Source organism: Pseudomonas sp. ITEM 17296 (assembly GCF_028895205.1).
GTDB lineage: Bacteria > Pseudomonadota > Gammaproteobacteria > Pseudomonadales > Pseudomonadaceae > Aquipseudomonas > Aquipseudomonas kermanshahensis.
Genome location: NZ_WJRS01000005.1, coordinates 201,328 through 220,988, shown reverse-complemented (window position 1 = coordinate 220,988; position 19,661 = coordinate 201,328). Strand labels below are relative to the sequence as shown.

General features: G+C 63.5%; 16 protein-coding genes. 5 read left to right on the top strand and 11 right to left on the bottom strand.

Going from position 1 to position 19,661, the window contains the following annotated elements; translation table 11 throughout:
• Window positions 1-74: 74 nt before the first annotated feature.
• On the bottom strand, window positions 75-3,980 hold the full coding sequence (hrpA, locus tag GIB19_RS08450) for an ATP-dependent RNA helicase HrpA (RefSeq protein WP_274885191.1): 3,906 nt from the start codon (window positions 3,978-3,980) through the stop codon (window positions 75-77).
• Between the two features lie 555 nt (window positions 3,981-4,535).
• Here hrpA and GIB19_RS08445 point away from each other — a divergent pair.
• Window positions 4,536-5,900, top strand: coding sequence for a glutamine synthetase family protein (locus GIB19_RS08445; RefSeq protein WP_274885190.1), 1,365 nt, complete (start codon window positions 4,536-4,538; stop codon window positions 5,898-5,900).
• Window positions 5,901-5,925: 25 nt separating this feature from the next.
• Window positions 5,926-7,233, top strand: coding sequence for an NAD(P)/FAD-dependent oxidoreductase (locus tag GIB19_RS08440; protein WP_099430156.1), 1,308 nt, complete (start codon window positions 5,926-5,928; stop codon window positions 7,231-7,233).
• A 101-nt stretch (window positions 7,234-7,334) separates the two neighbouring features.
• On the opposite strand, the gene fadD1 is transcribed toward GIB19_RS08440, so the two are convergent.
• Window positions 7,335-9,032 (bottom strand): long-chain-fatty-acid--CoA ligase FadD1, encoded by a 1,698-nt coding sequence (gene fadD1 / locus GIB19_RS08435; RefSeq protein WP_027593151.1) that lies wholly within the window; start codon window positions 9,030-9,032, stop codon window positions 7,335-7,337.
• Window positions 9,033-9,296: 264 nt separating this feature from the next.
• The gene (gene fadD2 / locus GIB19_RS08430) at window positions 9,297-10,985 is read right to left on the bottom strand and encodes a long-chain-fatty-acid--CoA ligase FadD2 (RefSeq protein WP_274885189.1); all 1,689 of its coding nucleotides are present in this window, start codon (window positions 10,983-10,985) and stop codon (window positions 9,297-9,299) included.
• A 230-nt stretch (window positions 10,986-11,215) separates the two neighbouring features.
• Between fadD2 and GIB19_RS08425 the strand changes: the two genes are divergently transcribed.
• Together GIB19_RS08425 and GIB19_RS08420 are read left to right on the top strand one after the other, a co-directional pair.
• Window positions 11,216-12,160 (top strand): alpha/beta hydrolase, encoded by a 945-nt coding sequence (locus tag GIB19_RS08425; protein ID WP_252825373.1) that lies wholly within the window; start codon window positions 11,216-11,218, stop codon window positions 12,158-12,160.
• A 34-nt stretch (window positions 12,161-12,194) separates the two neighbouring features.
• A complete protein-coding gene (locus GIB19_RS08420) occupies window positions 12,195-12,665 on the top strand; it encodes a MaoC family dehydratase (RefSeq protein WP_099430159.1) in 471 nt (156 codons plus the stop codon).
• Window positions 12,666-12,808: 143 nt separating this feature from the next.
• On the opposite strand, the gene GIB19_RS08415 is transcribed toward GIB19_RS08420, so the two are convergent.
• The 7 genes from GIB19_RS08415 to GIB19_RS08385 form a co-directional block, all read right to left on the bottom strand.
• The gene (locus tag GIB19_RS08415; protein ID WP_274885187.1) at window positions 12,809-14,047 is read right to left on the bottom strand and encodes an RNA polymerase sigma factor; all 1,239 of its coding nucleotides are present in this window, start codon (window positions 14,045-14,047) and stop codon (window positions 12,809-12,811) included.
• Window positions 14,047-14,532, bottom strand: coding sequence for an SRPBCC family protein (locus tag GIB19_RS08410; RefSeq protein ID WP_027593156.1), 486 nt, complete (start codon window positions 14,530-14,532; stop codon window positions 14,047-14,049). The genes GIB19_RS08415 and GIB19_RS08410 overlap by 1 nt, the downstream gene beginning before the upstream one ends.
• 21 nt (window positions 14,533-14,553) lie before the next feature.
• On the bottom strand, window positions 14,554-14,898 hold the full coding sequence (locus GIB19_RS08405) for a YciI family protein (RefSeq protein WP_027593157.1): 345 nt from the start codon (window positions 14,896-14,898) through the stop codon (window positions 14,554-14,556).
• A 44-nt stretch (window positions 14,899-14,942) separates the two neighbouring features.
• On the bottom strand, window positions 14,943-15,368 hold the full coding sequence (locus GIB19_RS08400; RefSeq protein ID WP_099430161.1) for a YybH family protein: 426 nt from the start codon (window positions 15,366-15,368) through the stop codon (window positions 14,943-14,945).
• Between the two features lie 424 nt (window positions 15,369-15,792).
• Window positions 15,793-16,437 (bottom strand): LysE family translocator, encoded by a 645-nt coding sequence (locus GIB19_RS08395; protein WP_027593159.1) that lies wholly within the window; start codon window positions 16,435-16,437, stop codon window positions 15,793-15,795.
• Between the two features lie 79 nt (window positions 16,438-16,516).
• Window positions 16,517-16,849, bottom strand: a complete 333-nt coding sequence (locus GIB19_RS08390) for a type II toxin-antitoxin system HicB family antitoxin (RefSeq protein WP_274885184.1) — start codon at window positions 16,847-16,849, stop codon at window positions 16,517-16,519.
• 54 nt (window positions 16,850-16,903) lie between these two features.
• A complete protein-coding gene (locus GIB19_RS08385) occupies window positions 16,904-17,869 on the bottom strand; it encodes a threonine dehydratase (RefSeq protein ID WP_027593160.1) in 966 nt (321 codons plus the stop codon).
• Window positions 17,870-17,945: 76 nt separating this feature from the next.
• On the opposite strand from GIB19_RS08385, the gene GIB19_RS08380 reads away from it, so the two are divergent.
• Complete coding sequence (locus tag GIB19_RS08380) at window positions 17,946-19,307, top strand: aminotransferase-like domain-containing protein (RefSeq protein ID WP_274885183.1); 1,362 nt, start codon at window positions 17,946-17,948, stop codon at window positions 19,305-19,307.
• Between the two features lie 66 nt (window positions 19,308-19,373).
• On the opposite strand, the gene GIB19_RS08375 is transcribed toward GIB19_RS08380, so the two are convergent.
• Window positions 19,374-19,631, bottom strand: a complete 258-nt coding sequence (locus GIB19_RS08375; RefSeq protein ID WP_027593162.1) for a DUF2790 domain-containing protein — start codon at window positions 19,629-19,631, stop codon at window positions 19,374-19,376.
• Window positions 19,632-19,661 lie beyond the last annotated feature (30 nt).

Sequence of the window (19,661 nt, the reverse complement as noted above, 5' to 3'; positions counted from 1 at the left end):
CGCGGGTAAACCCGCTCCCACAGAGGCCGCTAGGCGGCCCCAAATTGCATCAATATTGCCACATCTTCTGCGGTTTAGGCTTCCACCTGAGCCCACTGTTTGCTGAGACGCTTGTCAGAAATCGGCACTTTGGTACCCAACTGCTGAGCGAACAACGACACCCGGTATTCCTCCAGCAACCAACGGTACAGCGTCAGTTGCTCATCACGCTTGCCCTCCTGGGCGTGCTTGTCGGCACGTGTCTTGTACTGGGCCCAGAGGTTTGCCAGCTCGCCACTCCAGACGCGGTCCTTCTGCACCTGCGAGCCGAGCTTCTCCAAGCGTAACTCCACGGCCTTGAGGTAACGCGGCAACTCCTTGAACCAGGCGCCCGGGGTTTCGCGAACGAAGCCCGGGTACACCAGGTTGGCCAGCTGTTGCTTGATGTCGTTCAGCGCCACCGCCTGGCTCAGGTCGATCTTGCCTTTGAAGCGCTTCTGCAGCCCGTGCCACAACTTGAGCACTTCCAAGGTCTGGCGCGCCAGGCGTTCAGCGTGCTCGGCCCAACTGCCACGTTTGCGCTCGGCCAAGCCGGCCAAGGCGGCACCGTCGCGCGGCAGCGGGTGTTCACCCTCGAGGATGCAGCTGTCCAGGCTGGCCAGCAGAATGTCTTCGACCAGTGCCTCGACACGGCCCAGCTCGCGGTACAGCAAGCCCAGTTCGGTCAGCCCGGGCAGCTTGCCACGCAAAAACTTGGCAGGCTCCGCCAACTGCTGCAGCAACAGGCGCTGCAAGGCGCGACGGTGCTGAAACTCGGCTTCGGCCTGGGTCGAAAAACGCCCTTCGCGCACGGTGCCGTTTTCGTCCACCAGCGCCGGGTAGACGGTCATCGACAGGCCGGCGATCTTCTGCTGGGTGCTCTGCGCCACTTCACTGAAGGCCTTGGCCTGCACCGGGCGTTCGGCGTTTTCGCTGCGTGGCACGGCCAGTGCGGCCTGGCTGGCGGCGACAAAGCGTGCGGTCAGCTCGGCCAGGTCGCGGCCTTCGCCGAGGAACTTGCCCTGGCCATCGACCACTTCGATGTTCATCCGCAGGTGGCCTTCGACCAAGTTGACCGATTCTGCCCAGGCCTCGTCGGACACACGCGCACCGGTCATGCGCAGCAGCTCCTGGCCCAAGGCCTGGGGCAACGCGCCCTGGCCGAAGGTCATGCGCGCCAGCGCGGCCTTGACGAAGTCCGGTACCGGCACGAAATTCTTGCGCAGGGCCTTGGGCAGGTTGCGCACCAGCGCCACGCACTTGGCTTCGATCAGGCCCGGCACCAGCCATTCCAGGCGCTCGCCCGGCAAGCTTGGCAACAGCGGCGCCGGTACGCGCACGGTCACACCGTCGCGGGGGTGGCCCGGTTCGAAGTGGTAGGTCAACGACAGGCGCAAGTCCCCTACCTGCAGGCTGTCCGGGTACTGCGCCGCGGTGACCTCACTGGCTTCACGCGCCAGCACGTCTTCTTCGCGCATGATCAGCAGGTTGGCGTCCTTCTGGCTGGTCATGCGGTACCAGGCATCGAAGGTCGCGGTCTGGTGGATTTCCTCGGGCAGGCGCGCTTCGTAGAACGCGTAGAGGGTCTCTTCATCGGCGAGAATATCGCGCCGACGGGCCTTGGCCTCCAGTTCGTCGAGCTGTTCAAGCAGGCGTTTGTTGGCCGCCAGGCACTTGGCCCGCGACTGGATCTCGCCGCCCACCAGCCCCTCGCGGATGAACAGCTCGCGGGAGGTCACCGGGTCGATCGGGCCAAAGTGCACCGGCCGGCGCCCCACCAGAATCAGCCCATACAAGGTGATCTGTTCAAAGGCCACCACTTGCCCGCGCTTTTTCTCCCAGTGCGGTTCGAAGTGGTTCTTCTTGACCAGGTGGGTGGCCAGCGGCTCGATCCAGTCGGGCTCGATCTTGGCGACCACCCGCGCATACAGTTTGGTGGTCTCTACCAGTTCGGCAGCCATGACCCACTGCGGGCGCTTGCGGCCCAAGCCCGAGGACGGGTGGACCCAGAAGCGCCGCTGACGGGCACCTTGGTAATCGCCCTCTTCCGTCTTCTGGCCGATCTGGCTGAGCAGGCCGCTGAGGATGGCCTTGTGCATGCGCTGGTAATCGGACGGTTCCTTGTTGACCGTCAATTGCAGGTCACGGCAAATCAGCGCCAGCTGGCGGTGGGCATCGCGCCATTCGCGCAGGCGCAGGTAATTGAGGAAATTCTTTCGGCACCAGTTACGCAACGGGTTGGCCGTCAACGCCTGGCGCTGTTCTTCGAAACCACGCCACAGGTTGACCAGTGCGGCGAAATCGGAATCGACGTCCTTCCACTGAGCATGCGCCTGGTCGGCCGCCTGCTGGCGCTCCGGCGGCCGCTCGCGCGGGTCTTGCACCGACAGGGCGCTGGTCACGATCAACACTTCCTGCAGGCTGCCCTGGCGGGCGCCTTCAAGCAGCATGCGGCCCAGCCGTGGGTCGATCGGCAAGCGCGCCAGCTGTCGCCCAAGCGGGGTCAACTGGTTCTCGCGGTTGACCGCCGAAAGCTCCTGCAACAGGTTGAAACCGTCGCTGATGGCCTTGCCATCCGGCGGCTCGATGAACGGGAACGCGTCGATCGCACCCAAGCGCAGGTGCAGCATCTGCAGGATCACCGCCGCGAGGTTGGTGCGCAGGATCTCAGGGTCGGTGAAGGCCGGCCGGCCGTTGAAATCCTCTTCGCTGTACAAGCGTACGCAGATGCCCGGTTCGACCCGGCCGCAGCGGCCCTTACGCTGGTTGGCGCTGGCCTGCGACACCGCCTCGATCGGCAGGCTCTGGACCTTGGCGCGGTAACTGTAGCGGCTGATGCGGGCGGTGCCGGTGTCGATCACATAACGAATGCCCGGCACGGTCAGCGAAGTCTCGGCGACGTTGGTGGCCAGGATCACGCGGCGCCCGGTGTGCGACTGGAAAATGCGCTGCTGCTCGGCGGGCGACAGGCGCGCATACAGCGGCAGAATCTCGGTATGGCGCAGTTGCGCCTTGCGCAAGATCTCGGCGGCGTCGCGGATTTCCCGCTCGCCCGGCAAGAAGATCAGCACATCCCCAGGGCCCTTGCCCTCGCTGCGCTCATGCTGCGCCAGTTCGTCCAGGGTGGCGAGGATCGCCTGGTCGACGGTGAGGTCTTCCTCGATCTGGTTGCCTTCCTCGTCCTGCTCGCTGGTCAGCGGGCGGTACCAGGTTTCGACCGGGAAGGTGCGCCCCGACACCTCGATGATCGGCGCGCCATCGAAGTGCTGGGAGAAGCGCTCAAGGTCGATGGTCGCCGAGGTGATGATCAGCTTCAGTTCCGGGCGGCGGTGCAGCAGGGTCTTGAGGTAGCCGAGCAGGAAGTCGATGTTGAGGCTGCGTTCGTGAGCTTCGTCGACGATGATCGTGTCGTAGCGTTCGAGGAAGCGGTCGTGCTGGGTTTCGGCCAGCAGGATGCCGTCGGTCATCAGTTTGACCAGGGTATTGGCATCACTCTGGTCTTCGAAACGCACCTGGTAGCCGACCAGCCCGCCCAGCGGCGTGCCGAGTTCTTCTGCGACACGGGTAGCGACGCTGCGCGCGGCGATACGGCGTGGCTGGGTGTGAGCGATCAGGCCATGGCTACCGCGCCCCAGCTCGAGGCAGATTTTCGGCAACTGAGTGGTCTTGCCCGAGCCGGTCTCACCGGCAATCACCAGCACCTGATGCTCGGCCAGCGCCTTTTTGATCTCGTCACGCTTGGCAGCAATCGGCAGGCTGTCGTCGTAGCGCACGGTTGGCACGCTTTGCTGGCGTGCGGTGACCTGCGCGCAGGAGGCCTGGACCTTTTCCACCCACTGGGCGAGCTTCGCTTCGTCCGGGCGTTTGCGCAGCTCGTGCAGTTGCCGACGCAGACGGTGGCGGTCGGCGATCATGGCGTGGTCGAGGTTTTTCAGGAGCTGGTCGATGGCTTGGTCTGTCATGGGGCTTTTTAGTGATGCAGGTGAGCCTGCTTTTTCATGATCGGCATTTGAAGAGGCGCGATTGTCGCAGATTTGAGGGTTCTTTGCTGTCCGCGCTGACCCCACCTTCTGTTTGTAGGAGCAGCGTTGTGCTGCGAAGAGGCCGGTGACAACAAAGGTGATGTCGGTTGCTATCACCGGCCTCTTCGCAGCACAAGGCTGCTCCTACAACGATCAGGCAGGCGCGCTATGTTTAGTGAAGGCTGATGTAAAGGTTGCCATTCACTGCTTTAATCAACCTTACGCCGCATGTGAGTATCAAAGGCATGACTCCCGCCCAGCCTATCGCCCCACCGTCGTCCCGCCCTTCGCTGCCGAAGGCCAGGAGCCGTGCTGGGGAAAATCCGCTGGTCCACATCATCCTCGCCTTCTGGGCTTTGTGGCACTGCCGTCACGCGCGCCCACCGGACACTTCGCTCACGCCATTGTGACCCAACCCGGCCACCGCCTGGCCGTTTGACTCAACTGGGCCGCCAGCATGCGCGGTGGCCCTGTGCACCCGTGAGCGAATTCATCATGCACTTTGCACCCGTAGAGCACGCCAGCCAATTCCTGGCCGACAACCCCGATATCGAGCTGTTCGAGCTGTTCATCCTCGACGCCAATGGCGTCCCCCGCGGCAAGCTGCTGCACCGCGAGGAACTGCTGGCGGTCTACCAGACCGGCCGCCCGCTGCCCAGCACCATCCTGGGCCTGACCCTCAATGGCGATGACGTCGAAAACTCTGGCCTGGTCTGGGACGTTGGCGACATCGACTGCCGCGCTTACCCGCTGGAAGGCAGCTTGGTGCGCCTGCCCTGGCGGCGCGTACCCACCGCCGCAGTGCAGGTCAGCATGCACCCCAGCGAAGGCCTGCCGGCGAGCATTGCCGACCCACGCCATGTGTTGCTGCGCACTGTCGAAGCGCTCAAGGCCGATGGCTACCACCCGGTGATGGCGTGTGAGCTGGAGTTCTACCTGCTCGACCAAAAACGCGATGCCCAGGGCCGCCCGCAGCCGGCCCTGGACAACGACGGTGGGCGCCCGCGCAGTACGCAGGTGTATGGCCTGCGTGAACTGGAACAGATCGAGCCCTTCCTCGCCGACCTTTACGCCGCGTGCAAAGCCCAGGGTATCCCCGCCCGCACGGCGATCTCCGAGTACGCACCTGGTCAGGTGGAAATCACCCTTGAGCACGGCGATGCGCTGCTGGCCATGGACCAGGCCGTGCGCTACAAGCGCCTGGTCAAAGGCGTGGCCCATGCGCATGGCATGCAGGCTTGTTTCATGGCCAAACCCTTTGCACAACTGGCCGGCACCGGCATGCACATGCACCTGAGCCTGGCCGACAGCGCTGGCAACAACCTGTTCGCCAGCGAGGACAAGGCCGGTACGCCGTTGCTGCGCCAAGCGGTGGCCGGCATGCTGCGCCACCTGCGCGATTCGCTGCTGCTGTTTTGCCCCAATGCCAACTCGTTCCGCCGCTTCCAGGCCAACAGCTACGCGCCACTGGCGCCCACCTGGGGCGTCGACAACCGCACGGTCAGCCTGCGCGTACCGGGCGGCCCGGCCAACAGCCGACACGTGGAGCACCGCATCTGCGGTGCCGATGCCAACCCGTACCTGGCCGCAGCGGCCATCCTCGCCGCCGGCCACCGCGGCATCCGTGAACAGCTGGACCCCGGCGCCCCCGTTGAAGGCAACGGCTATGCCCAGGCCACCGAGCACTTGCCCACCGACTGGCTGACCGCCCTGGATGCCCTGCAGCATTCGGGCTGGGCCCGGGAGGCACTGGGCGATGAATTTCTTGGGGTATACCTGAAGGTCAAGCGCGCTGAGTACCGCCAGTTCATGGCCGAAGTCAGCGAACAGGACTGGCGCTGGTACCTGCACCAAGCCTGAGCCCCACTCATAACAAGGAACACCCATGAACGCAGCATTGAACAAGGGACCGGCCCAACGCGCGCCGTCCTATTACAGCGCCACCCTCAATGACCACACGCAGTACCCGACCCTCAAGGGCACCGTGCACGTCGACGTGGCCATCATCGGCGGTGGGTTCACCGGCGTGGCCACCGCTGTGGAGCTAGCAGAGCGCGGCCTGAAGGTGGCCATTGTCGAAACCAACCGCATCGGCTGGGGCGCCAGTGGGCGTAATGGCGGCCAGGTGACCGGCAGCTTGTCGGGCGACGAAGCCATGCGCACGCAAATGCGCGATCGCCTGGGCAGCGAGGTGGATGATTTCATCTGGCACCTGCGCTGGCGCGGGCACCAGGTCATCGAGCAACGGGTGGCACGCTACGGCATCGACTGCGACCTCAAGCGCGGCCACCTGCATGCCGCGATGAAGCCGTCGCACTTGAACGAACTGCGCGGTTTCGCGGCCGAGGCAGAGCGTCGCGGCATGGGCGATCAGGTCGAGATGCTCGACCGCAGCGCCATGGCCCAGCACCTGCAGAGCCCGCTGTACCTGGGCGCCTTGAAAAACCGCCGCAACCTGCACCTGCACCCGCTCAACCTGTGCCTGGGCGAGGCCCGCGCCGCCCACAGCCTGGGCGCGTTGATCTTCGAGCATTCAGAGGTGCTGGACATCGTCCACGGCCCGCGCCCGGCAGTGGTTACCGCCGAGGGGCGCATCGAAGCCCGCCAGGTGATGCTGGCCGGCGATGTCTACCACAAGCTGGAGCAACGCAAGCTCAAGGGCAAGATTTTCCCGGCCATGGGCGGCATCGTTACCACTGCGCCGCTGGGTGAACTGGCCGAGCAGATCAACCCGCAGGACCTGGCGGTGTATGACTGCCGCTTTGTCCTCGACTATTACCGCCTGACCGCCGACAAGCGCTTGCTGTTTGGCGGCGGCGCCAACTACTCCGGGCGTGATTCACGCGACATCGAAGGTGAACTGCGACCCTGCATCGAACGCACCTTCCCGGCGCTCAAAGGGGTGCCGATCGAGTTCCAGTGGAGTTGCGCCATGGGCATCGTGGTCAACCGCATCCCGCAACTGGGCAAGCTCTCGGACAATGTCTGGTACTGCCAGGGTTACTCCGGGCATGGCATTGCCACCAGCCACATCATGGGCGAGATCATGGCCGAAGCGCTGACCGGGACACTGGAGAAGTTCGACACTTTCGCGCAGTGCAAGCACGTGCGGGTGCCGATGGGGGACTTGCTGGGGAATCCGCTGTTGGCGGCAGGGATGTGGTACTACCAGATGCTCGAGAAATTGCGCTGATTTCAGCGGCCCTTTCGCGGGCAAGCCCGCTCCTACAGTGAGATACCTGTGGGAGCGGGCTTGCCCGCGAAGGGCCAGCAAAGCCAGCCCAGAATACAGGCTCAAGCGATCTTCTTGAGCCCTTGCTTCTTCAGCTCTTCATCGCGCAACTCACGGCGCAGGATCTTGCCCACGTTGGTGGTCGGCAACGTATCGCGGAACTCGATGTAGCGCGGCACCTTGTAGCCGGTGACGTTGGCACGCATGTGCTCCATCACCTGCTCCTTGGTCACGGTCATGCCCGGCTTGACCACGATGAACATCTTGATCACTTCGCCCGACTTTTCGTCCGGCACGCCGATGGCCGCACACTGCAGCACACCTGGCAGGCCGGCCAGCACGTCTTCCAGCTCGTTGGGGTACACGTTGAAACCGGAGACCAGGATCATGTCCTTCTTGCGGTCGACGATGCGCATGTAGCCGTCCGGCTGGATCAACGCGATGTCGCCGGTCTTGAGCCAACCCGCGCTGTCGAGGATCTCGGCGGTGGCGTCTTCGCGCTGCCAGTAGCCCTTCATCACTTGCGGGCCCTTGATGCACAGCTCACCCACCTCGCCCAGCGGCAGTTCATTGCCACTGTCGTCGATGATCTTGCACAGCGTCGAAGGCACCGGAATACCGATGGTGCCAACCTGGTTGGCCTCGGACGGGTTGACGGCGGCCACCGGGCTGGTTTCGGTCATGCCGTAACCTTCGCAGATGGCGCAACCGGTAACGGCCTTCCAGCGCTCGGCCACGCTCAATTGCAGGGCCATGCCGCCAGACAAGGTGATTTTCAGCGCAGAGAAGTCCAGCGCGCGGAACCCCTCGTTGTTGCACAGGGCGACGAACAAGGTGTTGAGGCCAACGAAGCCGCTGAATTTCCACTTGCTCAGCTCTTTGACCATCGCCGGCAAATCACGCGGGTTGCTGATCAGCACGTTGTGGTTGCCGATCAGCATCATCGCCATGCAATGGAAGGTAAAGGCATAGATGTGGTAAAGCGGCAGCGGCGTGATCAGGATCTCGCAGCCTTCATGCAGGTTCGAGCCCATCAGCGCCCGGCATTGCAGCATGTTGGCCACCAGGTTGCGGTGGGTCAGCATCGCGCCCTTGGCCACGCCCGTGGTACCGCCGGTGTATTGCAGCACGGCGACATCATTGGGTTGCGGGTTGGCCTCGGTGACCGGCTGGCCCTTGCCCAGCGCCAGGGTGTCGTTGAAGCGCACGGCACGCGGCAGGTCATAGGCCGGCACCATCTTCTTCACGTACTTGATCACACTGTTGATCAGCAGGCGCTTGAGCGGCGGCAGCAGGTCGGCCACTTCGGTGACGATGACATGCTTGACCTGGGTCTTGGGCACTACTTTTTCGGCCAGGTGGGCCATGTTGGCCAGGCACACCAGCGCCTTGGCACCGGAATCGTTGAACTGGTGCTCCATCTCCCGCGTGGTATACAGCGGGTTGGTATTGACCACGATCAGCCCTGCACGCATGGCGCCGAATACCGCTACCGGGTATTGCAGGACGTTTGGCAGTTGCACGGCAATGCGATCACCCGGTTTCAGGTCGGTGTGTTGCTGCAGCCAGGCGGCAAACGCCCCCGACAGCGCATACAGCTCGCCATAGGTGATAGTCTTGCCCAGGTTGCTAAAGGCCGGTTTGTCGGCAAAGCGTTGGCAGGATTGCTTGAGTACCGCCTGGATATTGGGGAATTCGTCAGGATTGATTTCCGCCGTAATCCCGGCTGGGTATTTATCCTTCCAAAAATGTTCGATCATGGAAGCCCACTCCTTCAGCAACAGCGAAGTTCGATTCACGCGTCGATGCGCTTATTATTGATATGTGATGGCGGCTCATTGCAAACCGGATCATCTGAAAGCGGCCCGAGAGTAACAGCTTTGCCAGGGGTCGCCTAGAGGCCAAAACAGGCCTCACGGTCACAAAAATGACTCAATGAACGATACAAGTCATTTTTAGAGTATTTATCCAAAATGTCGCAAAACGGGCCAAAAGGCCCGTTCCAGAGGTATCCTGCACCGCTATCAAGCGATGTCACGTAACTCGCGCCGCAAGATCTTGCCCACTGGTGTCATCGGCAACGACTCGCGCAGCACGATGTGCTTGGGCACTTTGTAGCCGGTGAAATTGGCTTTGCAGTACGCCTTCAGTTCATCGATGCTCAAGCCGCCCTCGCGCGGCACCACGAACAGTTTCACCGCCTCGCCAGAACGCTCGTCCGGCACGCCGATGGCCGCGCAGTTGGCCACCTGCGGATGGCCCATGATCACATCCTCGATTTCGTTGGGGTACACGTTGAAACCCGAGACGATGATCATGTCTTTCTTGCGGTCGACGATGCGGGTAAAGCCATCCGGGTCGATCACCGCGATATCACCCGTCTTCAGCCAGCCTTGTGCGTCCAGGGTCTGCGCGGTGGCCTCGGGTTGCTGCCAATAGCCCTTCATCACCTGCGGGCCCTTGATGCACAGTTCACCCCGCTCGCCTAGCGGCAGCTCGTTGCCGTCGTCGTCGATTACCTTGAACGCCGTGCCTGCCACCGGGATACCCACCGTGCCCAGCCGCGCCAACTGGCCATAAGGGTTGGTACTGGCGACCGGCGAGGTTTCGGTCAGGCCATAACCTTCGACGATGCGGCAGCCCGTGAGGCTCTCCCAGCGCTCGGCGGTGGCCTTGACCAGCGCGGTGCCACCGGAGTTGGTGACCTTCAGCGCAGAAAAATCCAGTTGCCGGAAGCCGGGGTGGTCCATCAGCGCGACGAACAGCGTGTTGAGCCCCAGCAGGCCGGAAAAACGCCACTTGCCCAACTCCTTGATGAAGCCGGCAATGTCCCGCGGGTTGGTGATCAACACATTGTGGTTGCCGGTGACCATCATGCACATGCAGTTCGCGGTAAAGGCATAGATGTGATAAAGCGGCAGGGGCGCGATCATCACCTCCTGGCCTTCTTTGATCATCTTCTGCCCGTCTGGCCCATGCTGCGAGAAACACGCCAGCACTTGGAGCATGTTGGCCACCAGGTTGGCATGGGTGAGCATCGCGCCCTTGGCCAGGCCGGTGGTGCCGCCGGTGTATTGCAGCACGGCGATATCGTCCAGGCTAAGCGGCACCGGCTTGTGGCTGAGCGAGCGGCCCTCGCGCAGCACCTGCTTGAATGACACCGCCTGGGGCAATTGATAGGCCGGCACCATCTTCTTCAGTTTGTCGACCACGGTGTTGATCAGCCAGCCCTTGGCGGCGGGCAGCAGGTCGCCCATTTTCGCCTCGATCAAATACTCGATACCGGTATCGGGCAGCACCTCCTGCACGCGCTTGCCGAACATGTTCAGGTAGACCAGCGCGCGGGCGCCGGAGTCCTTGAACTGGTGGCGCATTTCACGCTCGGTGTAGAGCGGGTTGGTGTTGACCACGATCAGCCCCGCACGCAACGCGCCGAAGACCGCGATCGGGTACTGCAGGACGTTGGGCATCTGCACGGCGATGCGGTCGCCCGGTACCAGGTCCGTGTGTTGCTGCAGCCAGGCGGCGAAGGCTGCCGAATGGCGCTCCAGCTCGGCGTAGGTCAGGGTCACGCCCAGGTTGCTGAACGCCGGGCGGTCGGCGAAGCGCTTGCAAGAGCGCTCGAACACCTCGACGACGGAGGTGTAGGCATGGATGTCGATGGTGGAAGGCACGCCCGCCGGGCGCTTGTCATTCCAGAAGTCGGCTTGCATTTATTATTGTTCCTCTGCCTGGACCTGCTGCGGGGGGTGTAGCGGGTCGTTTAGTCCTTTGACCTGATCGCCAATGGCAAACAGGCGTTTAACCGACGTTAGCAGGTAAGCCCAAGGCGGCATATACGCCAAGCTCCGCCATTAACATTGTGAATCTTATTTGTGCCCTTCCTGCAATCCAGCCGGTTGCGCATACACTGTGCTCGTACCCCCCGCGCAAAGGACCGGCCATGCCCCACGACGCCTTCTGGCTGCCCGCCAGCGAGCATTGCAGCCTGTACGTACACCAATGGCTGCCGGCCACGCCGGTCAAGGCCGTGGTGCTGCTGGCCCATGGCATGGCCGAGCACGCCGGGCGCTACCAGCGCCTGGGCCATGCGCTGAGCGAGGCCGGCTTCGCCCTGTTCGCCCCCGACCTGCGCGGCCACGGGCGCACCGCCGAACTGGGCAGCCTCGGCCTGTTCGCCCGCCATCATGGCTGGAATGCCGTGGTCAATGACCTCGGCTTGCTCGCCCAGCACATCGGCCAGCAATACCCCTGCACGCCGCTGTTCCTGTTCGGCCACAGCATGGGCAGCTACATTGCCCAGGCGTACCTGCTGCACCACAGCGCCAGCCTGCACGGGGCGATCCTCAGCGGCTCGAACTTCCAGCCCGCGGCGCTGTACCGCGTGGCGCGGCTGATTGCCCGGGTCGAGGCCTGGCGCCAAGGGCCGCTGGGCAAGAGCGCGCTGATCGAGTGGCTGTCGTTCGGCTCGTTCAACAAAGCCTTCAAGCCCAACCGCACCGCCTTCGACTGGCTAAGTCGCGACCCTGGCGAGGTGGACCTGTACGTGAATGACCCCCTGTGTGGCTTTCGCTGCAGCAACCAGTTGTGGCTCGACCTGCTGCAAGGCTTGGCGCAGATCAGCCAGGCAAGTAACCTCGCGCAGATCGATCCGAACCTGCCCCTGCTGGTGATTGGCGGTGAATGTGATCCGGTCAGTACCGGCAAGCGTCTCACCCATCTGGCCGACGCGTTACGCGCGACCGGCAACCAGCATGTACAGCTGCGCATCTACCCAGAGGCACGGCACGAAGTGCTCAACGAAACCAACCGTGACGAGGTCACCGCCGATATTCTCGGCTGGCTCGAACAGGCGCTGGCCCTTGGCCGCCCTGCGCGCAGTGAATGATAGCCGCCCTCGCCCACCGCTTAAGGAAGCCCCGATGTCCCAGGTCACCAACACGCCTTACGAAGCCCTTGAAGTCGGCCAGACAGCCACCTATGAAAAGTCTGTGGAAGAACGTGACATCCAGCTGTTCGCCGCGATGTCCGGTGACCACAACCCGGTGCACCTGGATGCCGAGTTCGCGGCCAAGAGCATGTTCCGTGAGCGCATTGCCCATGGCATGTTCAGCGGCGCGCTGATCAGTGCGGCGGTGGCGTGCACGCTGCCTGGCCCTGGCACCATATACCTGGGCCAGAAGATGAGCTTCCAGAAGCCGGTGAAAATTGGTGACACCCTGACCGTACGCCTGGAAATCCTCGAAAAGCTGCCCAAGTTCAAGGTGCGGATCGCCACCAATGTGTACAACCAGAACGATGAGCTGGTGGTCGAGGGCGAGGCCGAGATCCTGGCGCCGCGCAAGCAGCAGACGGTCGAGCTGGTATCGCCACCGAATTTCGTGGCAAGCTGATTTCAGAGCGGGTTTCTTCACAAGGACAGCCCCTTGATTGAGTGGGAGCGGGCTTGCCCCGCGAACACCGGCGAAGCCGGTGCCCTGCACCGCGTGAACCCTTCGCGGGGCAAGCCCGCTCCCACAGGGGCAGTACTGCCCGCTCATTTCAGGGCCTGGAGCCGCCGCTCGATATGCCGCCGCTCCGGCGCCTGCCGGGTCAAGGCCAACGCCTGCTGCCACGCCGCACGGGCCTCTTCGACATGGCCCAGTTGAGCATGCAGCTCCGCCCTTGCCGCATGCGCCAGGTGATAGTCGTGCAGCTCACCCGCCGCCAGGATCGCCTCAACCTCCGCTAACCCCACCTGCGGCCCATCCCGTTTCGCCAGCGCCACTGCCCGGTTGAGCGCCACCACCGCCGACGGCCAATGCCGTTGCAACACGTCATACAGCCCGACGATCTCGTCCCAGTCCGTGTCATCCGCCGTGGCCGCCTCGGCATGCACCGCGGCTATCGCCGCCTGCACGGTATAGGCGCCATAGCTGCGGCTTCGCAGGGCATGGCGCACCAGCTCACAGCCTTCTTCGATGCGCTCACGGTCCCACACGCTGCGGTCCTGCTGTTCAAGCACCACCAGGTTGCCCTGCGCGTCGATGCGCGCACGCTGCCGCGATGCCTGCAACAGCATCAGCGCCAGCAAGCCGATCACCTCCGGGTCTGGCAACAATTGCCCCAGCAGGCGGCCGAGCCGGATCGCTTCGTCTGTCAGGTCCTGCTGCAGCAAGGCGTCGCCGGACGAGGCCGAATAGCCTTCGTTGAACACCAGGTAAATCACCCGCAACACGCTCTCGAGGCGCTCGGGCAACTCATCGAGCGCCGGCACCTGGTAGGGGATGCCCGCGTCGCGGATCTTGGCCTTGGCGCGCACGATGCGTTGGGCGATGGTTGCCGGGCGTTGCAAAAACGCCCGGGCAATCTGCTCGGTGGTCAGGTCGCAGACCTCGCGCAGGGTCAGCGGCACCTGCGCGTCGGCGGCCAAGGCCGGGTGGCAGCAGGTAAAAATCAGCCGCAGGCGATCATCGCTGAGCAACGCTTCTTCGCTGGGGTCTTGCACCTGGCCTTCCAGCAGCATGATCAGGTCCGCCTGAGAGCGGTCGAAGCGGGCACGTCGGCGCAACGCATCAATGGCCTTGAAGCGGCCGGTCGACACCAGCCATGCCCGAGGGTTAGCGGGGATACCATCGCGCTGCCAGCGCTCAACAGCGATGAAGAACGCATCGTGCATGGCCTCCTCGGCCAGGTCGAAGTCGCCCAACAAGCGGATCAAGGTCGCCAGGATGCGCCGCGAATCGCGACGGTACACCGCCTCGACTTCGGCGCGCACCTGCGCCAGCCCTGCCATCAGTCCGGCATCCGCTGGGTCACCACCTCCACCAGGCGGTCCAGGCTTTCTCCCCAGCCTTGGTGAAAGCCCATTTCTTCATGGGCTCGGCTGTCGGCGGCGCTCCAATGCCAGGCGCGGGCGGTGTAACGGGTCTTGCCGTGCTCCTCGTCGAAGGTCACCACAGCGGTCATGAACGCTTTGTCAGAAGGTACCCAGCCCGGCCCGAAGGCGTCGGTAAACACCAGGCGCCTCGGCGCGGCAATCTCCAGGAATACGCCCTGGGTCGGGTACTCGGTGCCATCCGGGGCCCGCATCAGGGTGCGGAACAGGCCACCGACCCACAGTTGCATTTCGCATTCCGGGGTGGTCATGCCGTGCGGCCCCCACCATTGCATCAGCCACTGGGGCTCGGTCCAGGCGCGGAACACCTTGGCCGGGGGCGCGTCGATCAATCGGCTGATGGACAACTCGTGCTGCGCTTGCGCAGGGTGTGCAAGGCTCATGCTGGTGGTTCTCCGTGAGTGTCAGGGTTGCAGTTCGCGCACAGGTCGCACTTCAACGCTGCCGACCCTTGCGGCGGGGATGCCTTTGGCGATGTTCAGCGCCTCGTTCAGGTCTCGGGCATCTACCAGATAAAAGCCGGCCAGTTGTTCCTTGGTTTCGGCGAACGGGCCATCGGTGAGGCTCATGTGCCCACTGCGCACACGCACCGTGGTGGCGGTTTGCACCGGCTTGAGCGCCTCGGCCGCGAGCATGCGCCCAGCGCCCTGCAACGCCTCGGCATAGGCCATGCATTCGGCGTCTTCCGGGCTGTCGGGCAGGCTGTGCAGCAGCCCTTCGTCACAATAGACCAGGCACAGGTATTTCATGGTCGCCTCCAGGGCATTGGCAAAGTGCGTTTGGCGATATCAGATCAGGGCTTCAGATCGAACAGGGCTTTTTGCGTTTCCATGTCGAACGGTGCCGACCAGTGTTCATGGATGACTTGCCATTGCCCGCCCTGGCGACGATAGCCGACCGTGGCGCGCATGAAGCCGCATTGGCTCTCGTCGTCCGACGGGCCGCAGCGGTTCAACCAGTGCGCCAGGCCCAGGTCGCCGTCGGCGTATAGGGTGAGCTCGGCCAGCTCGAAGATCATCGGGCCGGTGCACAGGCCCATGCACATTTCCCAGTGGGCCTGGTAAACAGCCTTGCCTTTGAATTGCAGGGTTTTGATGGCATCGAAGGCGACGATGTCGTCGGCATAGGGCGCAGTGATGCCGGGGATGTCACGGTCGCGCACGGCCTGCATCCAGCGGTCGATCAATTGGCGGAGTTCGTTTTCGGCTGCGGTGCTCATGGGGGGGCCTCCGATCGTTCGTCAGGTTTGGGCACAGGTGGGGCCTGTGCTTTCAACTGTTAGTCGAACGGTAGCGGGGGAAATCGACAGGTCGGTGAAAATAAATGGGCTTGAGATTAGGTGAGGGCTACAAGGTGCTTGCCTCGGGTTATTTAGCGCCTGGGAGATCGAGCGCCGCCCGCGCGGCGCTTCGCAGCACAAGGCTGCTCCTACATCTGTTTCCGGCCAGTAAAGCCTGTGAGAGAGGCGCGCGACCGCCTTGTTTGTCCGTCTCGATATCGTGTCAGGCGCCTAGGGACCGCGCGCTAATGCCTCAGGAATAATTGGCCCGAAACAGATGTGGGAGCAGCCTTGTGCTGCGAAGCGCCGCGCGGGCGGCGCTCGATCTCCCAGGCGCTGAAAGACCCAAGGCAAGCACCCTGCCTTACACCCCAGGGCTGGCGAGAATGAACTCGCGATACCCCGAAACAATCACGTAAACCGCGAAATAGCAGAAAATAGCCGCCGACAGCAGGTACGACCAGGTCAGCAATCGATCCCCCAGCAATCGCCCTCCGTGGCTGGCAATGCCGCACAGGCTCAGGCACCAGACCAACCCCGCCGCAAAAAAACCGCTGAGGAACAACCCGGCCTCCAGCAAGCTGCCACCACCGGAACGGGAAATCAGCACCCCACCGACCGCCGCGAACCACAAAATCGCGGTGGGTGAGGACATGGCCAAAAAGATCCCGCGCAAGAACTCGCGCCAGCCCGACTCCACCACCACGTCTGCCCGCGTGTCCATGTGCCCGCCGCGCCACGCCGCCAGCAGCATCTTCACTGCGAACCACACCAGCAGCGCAGAACCGCCCAGCCACAAGGTCCAGCGCACGCTTTCAAACTGCAGCAGCACGGTCATCCCGGCCAGTGCGGCCACGGCATAGATCAAATCCCCCACACAGGTCCCCAGCCCCAGCCAGAAACCCTTGAGAAAACCACGCTGCATGGCCAAGGTGATCATGGCGATGTTGGCGATGCCGATGTCCAGACACAGGGACAGGCTGAGGAGAAAACCATTGGAGAAAGGCATTGAGCACTCGATGACCGGCCAATTAAGCGCCGTAGAGCCTGCCACGAGTGATCACGGGATGGGAAGAAGAAGTGTTCGATCAAGCAAAGGCCGCCTGCTCGAATACCTCATCCGCCCATTGGTTCAGGCTCTTGCCGGCGGCCCGGGCGGCAATGCTGGCAGCAGCGTGGACTTCTGGCCGGATACGCAGCATGACCTTGCCTGATGCCGGCTTTTCAGGGGTGATGCCCTGTTCTGCACAATCAGCGAGATAGTCGTCGAGCGCTTCACGGAAGGCTTCATGCAACTCAGGAACGGAGCTTGCGTGAAAGCTGATGATGTCGCGCATGCCAAGCACGCGACCCACAAAAATGTCGTCACGCTCATCGTATTCGATTCGGGCGGCATAGCCCTTATAGCGCATGCAACTCATAGGCTGACTCCTGCCAAGTGCTATCAAAATACGATAGCACTTATTGCGTGTCATTCAGGATTTTTCATCACCCGCCAGCACGCGCGCATAACGCGCGCGATCCACGTTCGCCCCGCTCAGCACCACGGCCACCCGCCGGCCCACTTGCCGCTCGCGCTCCTGCATCAACGCCGCCAGCGCCGCAGCGCCCGCACCTTCGGCGGTGTTATGCGTGGCCTCGTGGTACACCCGCATGGCTTCGGCGACTTCACTGTCACTCACCCGCACGATGCGCGCGGCATGCTCGCACACCAAGGCGAACGCCTCCGGGTGCGGCACCCGGCAGGCCATGCCATCGGCGAAGGTGTCGGCAGTGGCAGTGGTGACGATGCGCCCGCGCTCGAAGCTTTGCGCATAGGCATCGGCCGCGCTGGACACCACCCCCACGATCTCGGTCTTCAACCCCAGCAGGTTGCGTGCCTGGATCAGCCCGCAGATGCCCGACCCCATGCCGATAGGCACGTATACACAGTCCAGCTCAGACACGGCCTCGAACAGTTCCAAGGCATAGGTGGCTACCCCGCGCACCAGCTCCGGGTGAAACGACGGCACCATCATGTAGCCCAATTCGTCAGCCAGCCGGGCCGCCTCTTCACGGGCCACATCAAAATCGACACCGTGCTCTACCAGCTCGGCACCCAGGGCGCGCATGGCGGCGTTCTTCTCGGTGGAGTTGCCTTCGGGCACGACGATCACCAAGGGTATGCCCGCCTGGCGTGCGGCCAGTGCCATGCTCTGGCCATGGTTGCCGCGCGTGGCGGTGACCAGGCCACGGGGCGGCGCGCCATCCGCCAGCAGCGAACGCACGTAGACCAACCCGCCCCGCACTTTGAACGCCCCGGTGGGCGCGTGGTTTTCATGTTTCACCCACACTTGGCAGCCCAGCCGCTCGGCCAGCAAAGGCCAGGCGTGCTGGGGCGTTGCGGGCACATGCTGGTGAACGAAATCGGCGGCTTCGCGCAGGGCTTTCAAGTCGAACATGGCGATCATCCCTCATCGGTAGGTGGTTGATCCGATCCTAAGCGCCGGGCATTGTATGGGTACAACCTTATATTGCATGGGTAGCAATTTCGTGTGGATCCCAACGCTTGTGGATGATGACCAACCCCGCTACCTGGCCTTGGTCGATGCGATTGCCGACGCCATCGAGCGCGGCGAGCTCAAGGTCGGCGACCGCCTGCCACCCCAGCGGCGCCTGGCCTGGAAGCTCGACCTCAACCCCAGCACCACCCAGCAGGCCTACCGTGAAGCTGCCGCGCGCCACCTGGTGGCAGGTGAAGTCGGCCGCGGCACCTACGTGCTGGCGGGCAGCAAGGAAGCGACGCTGTTTCGGCTCAAGCACCACGATGGGCAACAGCCGTTGATCGACCTGTCGACCAACGTCCCGGTGGCCGATCCGCACAATCAGGACCTGCAAAGCAGCCTGCGTAAGCTGCTGGAACGGCACGAGAGTGGCCTGCTGGATCATTACCTGGGGCCCGAGCAGTTACTGCTGGGCCGCATTCATGGCGCGCAATGGCTGGCCAATCGCGGCTTGGCCCTGCCCCCGGACGCACTGCTGCTCAGTAGCGGTGCGCAACAGGCACTGACCCTGGTGCTGCAGTCGTTCTGCCAGGCCGGTGAGCCGGTCATGCTCGAAGCCTTGACCGCACCCGGCATCAAGGCGGCCTGCCGGCAGTTGCGCATGCCCGTGCATGGTGTGGCGTTGGACAGCCAAGGCCTGCGCCCCGACGACCTTGACCGCGTCGCCCGCGCCAGCGGTGCCCGTGTGCTGGTGACCACACCCACCCTGCACAACCCTACCGGCGCCTGCATGGATGACGCTCGCCGCGAAGCGCTCGCTGCGGTCGTCAAACGCCTGGGGCTGCTGGTGATCGAGGACGACGTCTATGGCGCACTCAGCGACAGGCCGCCGCTCTACCCCCTGTTGGGCGAGCAAGGGATTTTCATCAGTAGCTTGTCCAAGACCGTGGCTGCCGGGTTGCGCCTGGGGTGGATCGTGGCCAGCCCACAGTTGCTGGCACAGGTCGACCCGCATGCCCAAGCCAGCCACTGGCCTGTATCGCCGTTGAACCTGCACATCGCCTGCCAGTGGATCGAAGACGGTACGGCTGCGCGGCGGCTGGCCTGGCAGCGGGCGGAAACTACCGAGCGTTGGCGCCTTGCGCGAAGGCTGCTGGGCGATGGCCTGCACAACACAGCGCAGCCTTCACCCCACGCATGGTTGGCCACACCGCAGGGTGCGGAGGGGGTGGTAAGACGGTGTCGCGAGCAGGGTGTGGAAATCGTCCCGGCCAGTGTCTTCGCCATTGGTGCGACCGAGGTGCAGGCGGTGCGTATCAGCCTGTCGGCGGCGGCTAGCCGGGCCGAGCTGAAACGCGGGCTGGAGGTGGTGCGCCAGGTACTGTCCAGCCCATGACACCGAGGCCGGCCTGGCCACCTCTTCGCGACGGCTCGGCGCGAAGAGGCGGTTGGCGTTGCAGTATCAACCCTGCTGGCAACCCTCGCCCATGGCGCGGTACTGAATAGTGTGCACCTGGCCTTGGTGGTCTTCGTAGGTCATGGTCGCAGGCACTACTTCGCAGACATTGGGGATGGTCGACAGGTTGATGACCCGTTTGATATCCAGGTTCATGGAGTAGTCGTATTGCTGGGCCACGGGCTCGTTGGAGACAGGTTTGACCTCATCGGCGAGGGCGAACGAGGACATACCGACCAATGCAAGAATCAGTAATGGTTTCATGTGGGTTTGCCTATAACGCAATCAAGCTGA